The sequence below is a fragment of the Streptomyces sp. NPDC019224 genome, assembly GCF_040632605.1.
In the GTDB taxonomy this organism is placed as follows: domain Bacteria; phylum Actinomycetota; class Actinomycetes; order Streptomycetales; family Streptomycetaceae; genus Streptomyces.
In genome coordinates, this window is sequence record NZ_JBEYCF010000021.1 from 1 (window position 1) to 12984 (window position 12984).

General features: G+C 70.8%; 12 protein-coding genes. 10 read left to right on the forward strand and 2 right to left on the reverse strand.

The genetic code is table 11. The annotated features are described in order from the left end of the window. Positions 1–142 precede the first annotated feature (142 nt). The 7 genes from ABZ564_RS15820 (at position 143) to ABZ564_RS15850 (ending at position 6797) form a co-directional block, all read left to right on the forward strand. Positions 143–985 (forward strand): HEXXH motif-containing putative peptide modification protein, encoded by an 843-nt coding sequence (locus ABZ564_RS15820; RefSeq protein ID WP_360855757.1) that lies wholly within the window; start codon positions 143–145, stop codon positions 983–985. Next, positions 982–2232 (forward strand): YcaO-like family protein, encoded by a 1251-nt coding sequence (locus tag ABZ564_RS15825; RefSeq protein ID WP_360855760.1) that lies wholly within the window; start codon positions 982–984, stop codon positions 2230–2232. The genes ABZ564_RS15820 and ABZ564_RS15825 overlap by 4 nt, the downstream gene beginning before the upstream one ends. Positions 2233–2315: 83 nt before the next feature. After that, positions 2316–3080 carry a class I SAM-dependent methyltransferase gene (locus ABZ564_RS15830; RefSeq protein WP_360855763.1) on the forward strand — a complete coding sequence of 255 codons (765 nt, stop codon included), beginning with the start codon at positions 2316–2318 and terminating at the stop codon, positions 3078–3080. A gap of 1044 nt (positions 3081–4124) precedes the next feature. Then, entirely contained in the window at positions 4125–4502 is a 378-nt protein-coding gene (locus ABZ564_RS15835; RefSeq protein WP_360855766.1) for a hypothetical protein, read from the forward strand. Continuing rightward, complete coding sequence (locus tag ABZ564_RS15840) at positions 4495–6015, forward strand: tetratricopeptide repeat protein (RefSeq protein ID WP_360855769.1); 1521 nt, start codon at positions 4495–4497, stop codon at positions 6013–6015. The genes ABZ564_RS15835 and ABZ564_RS15840 overlap by 8 nt, the downstream gene beginning before the upstream one ends. Positions 6016–6053: 38 nt before the next feature. After that, positions 6054–6341 (forward strand): hypothetical protein, encoded by a 288-nt coding sequence (locus ABZ564_RS15845; protein WP_360855772.1) that lies wholly within the window; start codon positions 6054–6056, stop codon positions 6339–6341. A gap of 12 nt (positions 6342–6353) precedes the next feature. Further along, positions 6354–6797 carry a hypothetical protein gene (locus ABZ564_RS15850; protein ID WP_360855775.1) on the forward strand — a complete coding sequence of 148 codons (444 nt, stop codon included), beginning with the start codon at positions 6354–6356 and terminating at the stop codon, positions 6795–6797. A 48-nt stretch (positions 6798–6845) separates the two neighbouring features. Here ABZ564_RS15850 and ABZ564_RS15855 read toward each other — a convergent pair whose 3' ends face one another. Beyond that, the gene (locus ABZ564_RS15855) at positions 6846–7142 is read right to left on the reverse strand and encodes a hypothetical protein (RefSeq protein ID WP_360855777.1); all 297 of its coding nucleotides are present in this window, start codon (positions 7140–7142) and stop codon (positions 6846–6848) included. Positions 7143–7269: 127 nt separating this feature from the next. On the opposite strand from ABZ564_RS15855, the gene ABZ564_RS15860 reads away from it, so the two are divergent. The 3 genes from ABZ564_RS15860 to ABZ564_RS15870 all read left to right on the forward strand — a co-directional run bounded on the left by ABZ564_RS15860 (position 7270) and on the right by ABZ564_RS15870 (position 12238). Further along, on the forward strand, positions 7270–9312 hold the full coding sequence (locus ABZ564_RS15860) for a LamG-like jellyroll fold domain-containing protein (protein WP_360855781.1): 2043 nt from the start codon (positions 7270–7272) through the stop codon (positions 9310–9312). 828 nt (positions 9313–10140) lie between these two features. Beyond that, positions 10141–11394 carry a hypothetical protein gene (locus ABZ564_RS15865; protein ID WP_360855784.1) on the forward strand — a complete coding sequence of 418 codons (1254 nt, stop codon included), beginning with the start codon at positions 10141–10143 and terminating at the stop codon, positions 11392–11394. A gap of 286 nt (positions 11395–11680) precedes the next feature. After that, complete coding sequence (locus ABZ564_RS15870) at positions 11681–12238, forward strand: hypothetical protein (protein WP_360855787.1); 558 nt, start codon at positions 11681–11683, stop codon at positions 12236–12238. 265 nt (positions 12239–12503) lie between these two features. Here the strand turns inward: ABZ564_RS15870 and ABZ564_RS15875 are convergent, their stop codons facing one another. After that, positions 12504–12971, reverse strand: a complete 468-nt coding sequence (locus ABZ564_RS15875) for a hypothetical protein (RefSeq protein WP_360855790.1) — start codon at positions 12969–12971, stop codon at positions 12504–12506. Positions 12972–12984 lie beyond the last annotated feature (13 nt).

Consider the following 12984-nt stretch of genomic DNA (forward strand, 5'->3'; position numbering starts at 1 on the left):
GGCCCCCGCCGCCAGCTTGACGCCCGCCATACCGCCGGCCGGCCGCCCCTGTGGCCGAACCTGCGCCGCCGGGTAGCGCAGCAGTTGCGCGTCCGCTGCCCGCAAGGCCGCCGCCCACCGAGCCGGCGCGGAACCGCTGCCCGTGACCGCCCCGCTGGAACACACGGCCTCGGCCGGCGAGGATCCGGCAGCCGTTCCTCCGCCCCATAAAACCGTCGGCCGCTGGGCGGTCGACCTCGCCGCCCCGGCACCCCACCTTGCCGCAGCGGTCGGGCGGGCACTCGCCTCACTCCCGCAAGGACTGGAGACGACGAGGGACGTGGAGGGACCGGGCGCCGCCGTCCGGGGGTGGGAGCCCGGACAGGCCGCTGTACTGGCCGAAACCGTCGAGCGACTGGAGCAGGTGTGGCCTGCGATGCTGGCCGAGTTGCAGGAGAACGTGAGCCAGATCGTCCTGCTGGACGGACGGGCCATCAGCGGATTCACCGACTTCACCACGCATGGCGCCGTGTTCATCAATACGGCCCGGCTGACCGTGGGGCGCGACGGTCTGCCCGGCTGGGTCCGGCTGGCCGACGCCCTGGTCCACGAAGGCACCCACACCCGCTGCAACGCCGCCGCCTTCAGTACCCCGTTCCTCATATCCGCCATCGACCCCCGGCACTCTGTCATGACCCCGCTGCGGCCGGATCCCCGGCCGTTGACCGGGCTTTTCCAGCAGATGGTCGTCCTGGTCCGCCAGACGCTCCTGTACCGGCTGGTCCACCGAGGGGCGCCACTGTCGGATTCCCAGCGGGAGGCGGTGGCCGAGCGCCGGACCCGGCTGCTGGAAAAGGCGTTCCAGGGCGTCGACACGCTCGGCCGCCACCGCGCCGCTCTCACTCCTGCCGGTGAGGCCGTGCATGCCCGGGCGGCCGGCCTGCTGGCGGAGGAAGCCGAGCGGAAGGAAGCGTGTGCGGGCCGGCTGCGGGGAGGCCGTGCGTGAGCGTCTGGACGCCAACGGCCTGGACTCCGGAGGTCTTCGCTCCGTGGCCGCACACCCCCGGCGCGCTGCTGGCCCGCGTCGCCGCCCGGTCGAAGTCCTTCAACCCGACCGGCGCCGCTGGTGGTGCTCCCGTCCTGATAGGCAGCGCTGCCGGCGACGCCCCGTCCGACGTCGGACGACGCGCCCGCGGCGAACTGATGGAACGCATGGGCAATGTACTTGCCGGGCGGGCCGCGGAAGCCGAGGCCGAAGCGGGCCGCCCACGGCGCCTGCCGGCCGACGGCCCGGTCCGCATCGGCACCTGGTCCGAGCTACGCCGCGCCGGCTTCCCCGCCTCCGATCCCGCCGATTCCGCCGCAGGCCCTGCCGCCCTGGCACCACCCGGCCGAACCCCCGCGCGTGAGGTACGGCAGCTCTGGTACCGGGGCCGGGCCACGGGGTCCGGTGAGGACGTCTGGATCCCGGCAGGCGCCGCGTTCCTCCAGCACCGCCCGCCGCCCGGTTGCGCGGCCACCCACCGGGCCGGGTCGACCGGCGTCGCCGCCCACCCGGACCCGGACGCCGCTGCGGCGCATGCCGCCTGGGAGATCCTCGAACGTGATCTGGTGCGCCGCAGCTGGTGTGACCCGCTGCGCCATCCGCCCATCCCGTTCGATGCCCGCGGCACCCTGCCGACCGATGCGAACGAACTGCGGCACCTGCTCGACCACGAGGGTCTGCAGGCCACCGCACTCGCCCTCCCCGCGCCGGCCGGCGCCACGGCCGTCGCCGTCTGCGTCCATGAGCCCGCCCGCACCCATCAGACGTATGGAGCCCGCTGCGGCCCCGCCCACGACCTTCCCGAGGCAGTGGCACGGGCCTGCTGGGAAGCGCTGATGGTCCGCTGGAGCATGTCCACACCGGTAGCCGTCCGCGCCTGGGACCGTCTGTCGCGCACCGGTGTCCCACGCACCGAGCTTGACCACGCGCTATGGGCGTTCCACGCCCAGGACGCGCTGACGCGCTGGGCGGGACCGGCCACCGCCCTGCGCGACCCCCTTGCTCCTGTCCCGACCCGCCGGCCCACCCGGAAACCGGCCCCGGTCGCTCTGCTCGCCGCACACACCGGACGCGAAGTGATCGCCGTAGACCACTGCGCAGGCCCCCCGGCGGACGAGGGCCTGGCCGTCGTCCGGCTGATCGCCCCAGGAACATCACCCCTGCACGCCCACCGGGTACCGGGAGTGCCACCCCACCCCTTCGGCTGACCGCCCCTGCGTGCCGCTTCGCGACGCGGACCGGCAACGACCCCTGCTCCGTGCCCTGATCACACCCGCACCGGGAGGACCTCATGTCCGCGTTCCCGTACGACACGTCAGTACAGTCCTCCTACGCCTCCTTGTTCGCCGACCGGTACGACGACTGGTTCGCCGCGTCGAACACCGAATCCACCGTCGGCTTCCTGGCAGCCCTCGCCAAGGAAGGCCCGCCCGGCCCCCTGCTCGAACTGGGCAGCGGCACCGGCCGGGTCGCCCTGCCACTGGCCTCACTGGGCCTCACCGTCGAAGGGCTCGACGCCTCCCCCGAAATGACCGCCCGACTGCACGCCAAACCCGGCGGCAGCGCGGTCCGGGTCACCCTCGGTGACTTCTCCGCACCCCCGAGGCCGGCGGACACCGGACGGTACGCCCTCGTCTATGCGGCCGGCGGCACCTTCGCCGAACTCGACACCCAAGACGCCCAGCGCCGCTGTCTCGCCTCCGCCGCCCAGCGCCTGAGGCCCGGCGGACGGCTCGCGCTCGACGCCCATCTGCCCGAGGCGCTCGCCACCCGCGGCACCGGCACCCAACCGGTGGACACACCGGGCGAAGGCTTCGTGCTCCGCACCCGCACGCTGCACCCCGCCCGCCAGCAGTACACCTCCGACTACGCGGTCCTCGACGACGGCCGGATGCGCCACGTACGTGTCTCCTTCCGCTACTTCACCCCCGGCGAACTCGACCTGCTGGCCGAACTGGCAGGTCTGCGCCTCGTACGGCGTACCGGCGGCTGGTCAGGGCGGCCGCTGGCCGACTCCAGTAGTCACCACGTTTCCGTGTACGAACGGCCGGCATGACCACCTCGATCCCCTTGAACCGTTCCGGGTTCGGCAGCGACCTCAGACTGTGGTGGTGGCCTGGGGGTTCCGGGGCCGCGCGGTGGCAGTTGGTCTCGTACTCGACGGGTGGGACGTGGCCCATCCCACCGTGGAGTCGTCGGGGGCAGTACCGGTCGGTCCATTCGGCGGTGGCGAGTTCGACCTGGGAGAGGGTTTTCAGGTGCTCCGCGAGTCGGCCGGAAACGGATACGGCCGTCGATGGCCGCACCGAAGATTTCCCGCTTCGCCGATTTCGGCGGGTTGCGTATCCGTGACTTGCGTGGGCGTCGCGGGGCGCATCGGAAGTTGTTGCGGACGGTTCGCGCACGGGGTGAAGCTCATGTGGCCGATCAGAGGATTCTGCACCCTCCGAGGGTGGTTATCGAGTCATGCGTCGGAATTCCCGGCATGACGAGGCGTCTTGACCGATGCCGAGGAGGGAGCCGCCGCCTGCGTGCTCGCGGTCGGCCCTCCCGCGCGCGCAAGGGCGGTGCAGGCATGAAATGCGCCCACCCTTCTCCGGAATGTCGAATTCCGGTAACAAGCCAAGATCGACATTCGGTAAATCTCCCGCGGCTGTGCGTCGTTTGGTATTTTCCCGTGTGGAAACGACGTGGTAATGCACATGAGGCCAGTGCGACGGGACCGTTGAGGAGTACTCGATGAGCTCATGCAAGAGGTGCGGCGAAAAGGGACTCGAGGGTGGTATGACGCTGTGCGATCCCTGTTTGCGGAAGATCGGTGAGGACCTGCGGGAGCTGGAACGGCAGGGCGTCGACCTCAACGACCCGGACGACCCCGCCAATCCGCTTCGATAGTCCGCCGGCGCGGGGGCGCTCGGGCTCAGCCACCCCCGTTCTCCCAGCGGCCCGGCCGGACCCGATGGCACGCCTCGCGTCGCGCGGCCGGGCGGACGGAGGCGTGCGGGGGGCGACAAGGACATGAGCGCGGACATGAGCGCTGAGCAGGCCCGCCCCGGCCCGGCACAAGGCGTGGGGCACGAAGCGTCGACCGGAGGCACCCATGACCGAACCGATGTCCGCAGACCACCCCGACACCGACGCGCAGCCGTACGTGGTCGAGCTGACGGTCTCCGAACCGGCCGACGTCGGCCCACTGTTCCGCCGCCTCCAGCCCGTCCGGGACGCCAAGGTGGTCCGGAAGCGCTCCGGACCGGCCGAAGGCAAGCTCGGCGTCGCCGAGACGCTGCAGTTGCTGGTGCCCTCGTCGGCCGTGCTCGCGGTGGCGATCCGGACCCTGCCGGTCTTCATCCGGTCCCGGCGGTCGTCCGTGACCGTGACGATGAAGCGGGGCAACCGGTCCGCCACCGTCACCGCCGACAACCTCGCCGACCCGCAGCAGGTGATCGAGATGGCCGACCGGCTGCTCAGCGATGACTGACCCGGCCGACCGGGACCGCTCCCGGTCGAGAGCCGTCCTCATGGGCAACTGGGACTACACGGACCTCCCGTCGGTCCCCGCGGTCCGGCGCAGCTACGCACGGATGCGGGAGCTGCTCCGGGACCCGCTGTGCGGCCCGTGGCCCGAGAGTTCCCTCGTGGAGTTCCCCAACCGGTCCACGCTCGGCACGATCAAGGTCGAGCTCATCGACGCGCTCGCCGCCGCCACGGACGTAGCCCTCTTCTACTACGTCGGGCACGGGATCTACGACCACCGCGAGCGGCTCTGCCTCACCGTGGGCGACACCAGGCAGGACGGCTTCTACACGGCCGCCACCGGGCTGGCCTTCGAGGCCGTGCGCGACGCGTTCCAGGCCAGCGAGGCCGCGGTCAAGATCGCCGTCCTCGACTGCTGCTACGCGGGCCTCGCCGCCCAGGACTACGGCCGCCTCTCCGCGGCCGGCATGCTGCCGGTGTCCGGTACGTACTTGGTGATGAGCAGCAGTGCGTTCGAGGAGTCCTGGCACGAGCTGGACGATGTGGTGCCCGACCCGCAGACCTACTTCACCAAGGCCCTCGTGGACACCGTGCGCGGGGGGATCCCCGGCGCACCGGCCGGCCTCACGTTCGACCACATCTTCCGCGTGGTCGCCGATCACCTCGTCGAGCACGGCAGGCCGGAACCGGGCCGCCGGGTCGAGGACCACGCCTCCGCCTGGGTGTTCGCCCGCAACAACGCTCCGGCCGCCCCGCCCGCACCCGGCGCCGACCCGGAGGACGTCTACCGCGAGGCCTACCGCAGGGAGACCGAGGAAGGCGTCGAGCGGCTGCCCCTCATCGCCGCGGAATACCGCGGGGCCGCCGAAGCCGGTCACACCCCCTCGATGAACCGGCTCGGGCAGATCGCCGAGGGACGGGTCCAGGCGAGGATGCAGGGCATCGAGCCCGGGCCCGTCGGCGGGGCGGCGCTCCTGGAGGCGACGCAGTGGTACACACGGGCATCCGGGGCGGGCGACCCGGTCGCCCCGCTTCACCTCGGTCAGCTCTACGAGGAGCAGTACGGCGACCACGACCAGGCGGTGTACTGGTACGGCCTCGCCGCGCGCCGGGGTAACGGCGCCGCCCAGGAAAGGCTCAGCGGACTGGAGCAGCGCATACGGCTCGGGATCGGCTCCGCCCGGCGGCCCCCGGACGAGGACGACGTCCCCGCATCAGCCGCTCCGGTGTCCTTGGCCGGCCTCGCCCGGGTGGTGACCGAAGAACGATGGCTGGAGGACTGGGACGGCAACGCGTCGCTCGCCCTGGCCGACTGCCTCGATGCCCTCGTGGACGCCTGCGGAGGCCCGCACGGCGAGTGGTCGGATCTCAACGGGGCCGCGCAGGCCCGCGTCCTGAAGGATTTTCTCGCACGGCGACCGCCGCGGGCGGACCTCGCGCGAGCCGCCCGCCGTCACTACGAGGCGGTGCCCCCGGGAAGCCTCCGCGCGTACGCCGCCGCGATGGCCCACCGGTGAAGTCATCAGGACCGAACCACCAGACAGGGGAGGGTGACATGGCGATCCCGGACGTCAGCACGGAACTCCGGCAGTCTCTCGAACGGCACCGTTTCTCCCTCCGGCCGCAGCCGGACACGCCCCCGGGCGAGGAGGCCGCCCATGTCGTCCTCGACCGTGGCTGGGAGACCTGTTACGCGGGCCGCGTAGCCCACCACCGGGGCCTGTGGTCCGCCTTCGCCGTCGTGCGGGGCCACGGTCTCTTCCGCACCGACGAGGTGGGCCGGTTCGATGCGTACGAGGACGCGGTGCTGTGCGTTCTGATGAGTTTCACCCACGTCGAGTAGGAGGCGGCCGAGATGCGGGTAGAACCCCGATTCCGCGATCAGATCAGATGTCTCGTCCTCAAGGATCGCAGGGCGAAGGCGCTCGACGAAGCGCTCTCACCGGCCGACCGGATCGCCTTCAACGACTTCCTCGCCTCCGTCGTCGCGGTGCTCGTCGCGCCGCGCCTCGGCGACCGGTGCGGGATCGAGCGGCTCGCGGCCTTCAGCGACGAGGTCGCCGACAGCCACCGCGAACAGGGGCGACCGGTCAACGAGTTCGTGGTGGAGGAGATCCTCCGCCAGGTCCACGGAATGACGCCGCTGTTCCGGACGACCCCCGCCCCTCCCCCGGCGGTTTCGGCGGCGGGTGCGGCGATCGTGCGGCACCTGAACAACACCGACCCCGGCATCGCGTCGGACATCGACCGGATCCTCGACACGGCCGTCGACGTGCACCGGCGCCGTACCCGTACATGACCACCCCGGTGGGGCCGTAGATGAGGCCCATGCTGAGCAGCGCGCCGCTCAGCGCGACCGAAATGAACACGTAGTACCTGGTGTCGAGCAGGGGGAGGAGGACCGCGCCCACACGACGCCGAACGCCGCGCCCGCGATCAGGGTGGGCGCCAGCATGCCGTTCTTCGGGATGTCCAGCGTTCCGGTGGTGTACGTCGTGCAGTACGTGGCCGCCGTATAGAACATCACGTACACGACGGTGATCATGCCGGCGCCGAGCAGCGTCTCCAGCGGTGCCGGCGGAACGCCTCGATCAGCGGGGTCCTCGACGTCTCCCGCCGCTCCATCGGGGGGGGGCGGTGGCACCAGGCGGGTGCTCCGTCGCAGGTCACGGAGTTGTCGAAGTGTTGGGCCAGCGGTCGCCGGGGCGACATTCCTCGCACTGGCGGCCTTCCTAGCGTGCGAGCATCCACTTCTTCCGCTTGGAGCACGCATGTACACATCCCCTGACGACAGCCGCGCCAACGCCCTTGGGCGGAGCCTGTCGGCAGAGGCCGCCGCGCACTCGGCCGACTGCGGCTGTCCGCGCACCGCGGACCTCGACGGCGAAGGGCTCGCGGCCAAGAGCCGACGCACCTTCCTGCGCGGCGCAGGTGTGCTGGGCGCCGGGGCGGCCGCGACCGCGACCGGGCTGCTGTCCGCCACATCGGCGCGCGCCTCGGACAAGGACGCGTACGGGTCGTACGACTCCGCTTCGCACGATGACAGGAAGAACGGCCGAGGTCCGCGCGGCAAATGGAGCCCGGACCCGGAAAACCCGCGCTTCACCTTCGTCGTCATGCCGGACACGCAGTACATGTTCGACATCGACCGGATCCACCCGGCCCCGATGGAGGCGTCCTTCCGCTACGTGCTCGACCCGGCCGGGCGGGCCGGCGGGAGGGACGAGAACATCGTCTTCCTCGCGCACCTCGGCGACGTGACCAACAACGGTCGCGCCGAGGAGTACGCCGCCGTGACCAAGGTGTTCGACATGCTCGACGACGCGGGCGCCGCGTACGGTGTGCTGGCCGGCAACCACGACGTGGGCGGGGACGACCGTCGCGGCCCGACGCCGTACCTGGACACCTTCAGCCCGGCCCGGGCGAAGAAGTCGCCCGCGTACCACTCGTCCAGCCCGGACGGCTACAACACCAGCCACATCTTCCGTGCCGGCGGCCGTCGTTGGATGGTTCTTGCCCTCGACTGGCGCATGTCCGCGGAGGGGTTCGCCTGGGCCAACGCGGTCATCAAGGAGAACCCGACCCTGCCGGTGATCGTGACGACCCACGAGATCGTCGGCTCGTACGACGACGGATCAGCCGAACTCTCCGCGTACGGGCAGCAGATGTGGGACGGGCTGATCAAGGACAACGACCAGATCTTCCTCACCCTGAACGGCCACTACTGGCCGCCCGGCTCCACCGTGAAGAAGAACAGCGCCGGCAACGACGTGCACCTGCACATCACCAACTACCAGGACCGCTACTACGGTGGCTCCGGCATGCTGCGCTCCTACCGCTTCGACCTCAACCGGGGCACGATCGACATCGCGACGTTCTCGCCGTGGATGCGTGAGCTCGCGGCCCGGAACGAGTTGAACGCGGCGGCGGCCAAGGAGATCGAGCTGACCTCCCCGGTCGACTACTTCTCCATGGAAATCGACTTCGACAAGCGCTTCGCCGGTTTCGCCCCCGTCGCGGAGCGAGGTCCCCGGGCCGCCCGACGGATGCTGGTTCCCGGCACCCTCGCGTACTGGCGGTTCGACGGCACCGGCGCCGAGGGCCGCAGCCTGCCCGCCGGTACGGTCGTCCAGGACCAGGCCGGCAACGGCAACGACCTCGTCCTCCGACAGGTCCCGGGCGCCGCGGCGAACGCGCTGACCTGGACCGGCGACCACCACCCCGACCAGCCCGGACACGGCGGCCTCGTCTTCGCCGGCCAGGGAAACCCGGTCAGCGGTGCATACCTCCGCACCGTCGACAAGGCACCGATCAACGCGGAGACCTTCCCGCACGGCTACACCATCGAGCTGTTCTTCAAGGTGCCCGCCGACTGGGCCAGCGGACGCAACGGCTGGTCGTCGATGCTCAGCCGTGCCGGCACCGCGGCGGAAGCCGGGAAGAACGGGCCCTCGGCGACCGCGGACGAGCCGGTCATGACGCTGGGACTCAGCGGTTCACTGGAAATCCAGTGGAACGCCTACCCGCTGAACATGGACGGCGCGACCACCGCGTGGAGCCACATACTCCAGCAGCAGGAATGGTGGCACGTCGCCGTCGTCAACGACGGCAAGGTCAGCAAGCTCTACGTGAACGGCTGCGAGGAGGGCCGCAACCCCACATCGAAGGCCGTCGGCCTGGCCTCGCTGCACAAGCCGTTCCTGCTCGGCGGTTACGAGTGGGCGGGGGCCGTCAGCCAGGTCTTCCACGGCACCCTCGGTGACGTACGCCTCGTCGACCGGGCGCTGCGGGTCGACCAGTTCATGAACGCCTGATCCCGCTGGGCGCCCCCGGCCGCGTGCCGGGGGCGCCGCCGGCGAACTCCCGGACTTCGCGGCAAGGATCCGCTCACGATGCGAGAGAAGGCCATCACGTACGCGGTCCGCAGCGGAAAGCGGAAAGGGATCGCTCCTCCCTCTCCTGCGCATGCCGCAACCCGCTCCGGTCCAGCGCCTGACGCGCTTCGGCGGGTGCTTCACGGACGGACCGGAAAGCGCAAGCGTCGGCGGCAGCTCACCCGTCTTCGATCGTGCGCCGCCCTGCGGGCGCCCCTGGGGCACGTTTGTCCAGGCGGGGAGTGGCGTTCCGGCACCCCGCCGTGATCCGGACCGTGTCGGCCGCGAGAGGGCCGACGTCACCCGGCCCGGACCCGGTGGGCAAGCGCGTGCGGCGGAGCCGGTCAGCGGGCGATAGCGGGAGCCTGGCCAGGACGGAGGCGCGCCCCCTCTCCAGCAGCTTCCGAGCCGGCAGCTTGTCCTGCTCCCACAGCTCCCGGACCCGATACGGATGTCGGCGACACGGACCGCGTTGTCCCCCGCACCGGCCCGTGCCGGGTGATCCAGCAGTCCTCGCCCGCCGCTTCCCCGGTCAGTCCGGGGAGGGAGAACCGCCGGCCCTCCTCTGCTTCGGCGTCCCGCCTGCTATGCCGATGCAGGCGGCCGATCCCCGACCTTCCTTCCGGATATGAACGGCACACCAGGAACCGGACGAGCCCCGCAGAGCCCAGGGAGACATTGCTGCCGCCGCGCGTATGCTCTGCCGGCTCCGGCCGTTCCGCTCGGTGGCCAGTTGGGCTTCCGATCCGCTTGGATATCGTCTCCCGCATGGATCAAACCGCGCTGATAGCCGAGCTCGAACAAGCGGCGAAGCACAGCCAGCCGACGGCCGGGATCGTCCGGCGGCTGGCCGAGCCGGGAGCTGCCGCGGCGCCCGGACTCGTCGCTGCGCTCGGCACCGTCACCCGGTCCGCGCTCGGCGGACTACGCGATGCCCTGCGCCTGATCGGCCCGCCGGCGTTCGACATTACGGTGGCGGCCCGTGCCCGTGCCGACAAGGTCCCCGACGGGTGGGAACTGGACCATGTTCTACGCGGGTTCGACGAGCGGTGCATCCCGCAGTACAGGGCGGCGCTGACCCACCCCATGAAGGAGATCCGACTCCAGGCGCTCGGAGGGCTGAAGAATCTCGGTGAGGCCGCCGCAGGCACACTGACCGATGTCATCCCGTTCCTCAACGACGCGGACAGCTACACCCGGTACGCGGCGGAGCAGACCCTCGGAGCGATCGGTACGGGAACCGGCTCCGTACTACGGGACATCCGCCGGGACGGCCCGGCCCACCTGAGGCGGTGCGCGCTCACCGCCCTGGCGATTATCGGGGCCGCTGATCTGCTCGACGAGCGGGACCGCCGCGCCCTGGAACGGCTCATCCGCATCAAGGCGGCCCAGGACACACCCGATTCCCTGCCCGATCATCAGTGGATCGCCGTCCCCGGGGCGACGTACGAAGGACTCTTCGACGCCATGGGGCTCCACGACCGCATCCCCTGCACCCTCTCCATGGGGCTCTCCGCCGCGGAGAACGACGCCGTGGACGTCACGGACCCGGACGGCACGCGGCATACGGCGTACCGGGTGTTCGTCACCCCCGAGCTGGACGGCTGGCGGCTCGTCTACGCGAATACTCCGCTTTCTCCGACGGTCTGGAACTACGCAGACGTCCTCGAACGTCTCAGCGCCGCCTGCGGTCAGGCCCAGTTCTTCTCCCAGGACGAGCACAGCGACTCGATGATCTGGGCGGTCGCCCTCGACGGCGTGCTACGCCGCAGGTACCGGCGCAACGAGCTCCCCGAGTGGGAAGGGGATCCCATGGAGTGGGAGACTCCGCTCGGCGACGACCCCGAGGAGGAGTACGAACCCAACGCCACCAGGGAATGCGACACCAACGCAGCGGCCTGGTCCCTCTCTCTCGTTCCGGAGGAAGTCAACGCCGACACCACCCTGCGCGGCCACGGCTGGCTCGCGATCAGCCGCCCCGACGTCGGCCACACGGCATTCTCCGGCGCGCTGCGTATTTAGCCGCGCCTCAGAAAGGGGCCGTGAACACACGGGCCCGGATCGTCTTCCTCGGCGAATCAGGCGTCTCCCTGCTCCCTCGGATCCGCCGCGCCCACTCCCCCCGAGGTCGGACTCCGCTCCTGCGGCACCGCCTGAACCGGAAGCGCGCGTCGAGGGCCCGTCCGCCGCACCCGGGCGATCGCGCGGTTCCGCCGGGCCGGGTGCCGTACCGGTCCCCGGGTGTCGGCGCACGCCCGTGTGATCGAATGGTCCCGGATCCGAGACCTCGCGAAAGGAGCACCAAGGCATGTCGACGGCCATAACGATGCCCGACAACTGGCGTCCTTTGTTCAGCAGTTGGGACGAGATCAGGCACGGCTACCACGCAGGGGACAAGGACGAGACGGTGCGTGGCTGCGCCCGCCGGCTCGATACGACGGCGCCGGGGCCGGAAGGCGATCCCGTGCTGTTCTGGACGCTGGGCCTGCTGACGCTCGCTCCCTACATGGCCTTCGGCACCCCCGGTCCGGGAGTCGAGGACGAGGTCGTCGCCGTACTGAGCCGGGTCGTGCGGCGTGACGACGGCAGGATGTGCGCGCACGGGTGGCATCCGTACGAGGCCGACGTGGACGATGTGATCGAGCGCCTTCCCGTCTACCTGGAGGTGCTGAGCTCCCCGGTGGACCAGGCCCTCGACGACCCGCTTCCCGAGGATCTGCTTCCGGAGGACCACGATGAACTCGACGAGGAGGCCGAACCCGCGAACCTCTCCGGGCCCGAGATCCTCGCCCGCTGGCAGTGCCCGCGTACCGCCCCGGGATTCGCCCGCGCGGTCCTCGGCTACCTGGGCGCACCCGTCCGCTGAGGGCGACGACTCCTCGGGGCGGAGCTGTTGAGCCGCCGCTTGCCCCGGCCCGCCGAGCTGCCCACGACCACCTTCAGGATGGGCACGTATCGCTGTACCTCACTGACGACGTTCGGGCATACGCCGATACGAATCCGTCAGCATGCCGCATGGTTGGCTGATCGGTTGGGCCGTCACTGGGGAACTGAGTGCTGTTCCTCCGCGGCGGGTGAGTTCGCCTTCGCGGCGGCAGCGAGAACCTGGGTGCGCCTGGTGCGGGCGTCGGTCATGGCCGAGTCCTTCGGTGGCGGTCAAGATCGAGAGTGAGAGGGACGGGGCAGGTGGGTTCGGCGCCGCAGCCGGCGCCCCGGACCATCCGGCCGGGCTTGGATCGGAGGATGTCCAGCAGTTCCGTGAGGGTCGCGTGCTCGGCTCGCCGCTGCAGGAGCCAGACGTTGTCCCCGGGCATCGGTCGGCCGTACCGCTCCTGGAACACGGTGGTGCTGCGGTTGATCAGAGCGGCGGTTTCAGCCGGTTGCCGTTCCAGAGCCGGCTGGTGGGAGGCATCGGTGACGAAGACCGAGCAGGTCAGGCAGGCGTTTCGCTTGTCGCAGGCCTGCAGGGGCGGCAGCGGACACCAGCCGTGGGGCAGGAACCGATCGGCCCGGTTGAACAAGTGGAGGCTGTCGTGGTCGTCGCGGTAGAAGACCACGTGGGTGCCGTCCGCACGGAGCTTCGCAGTGGCCGGGAACACCTGCTCGGCGTGC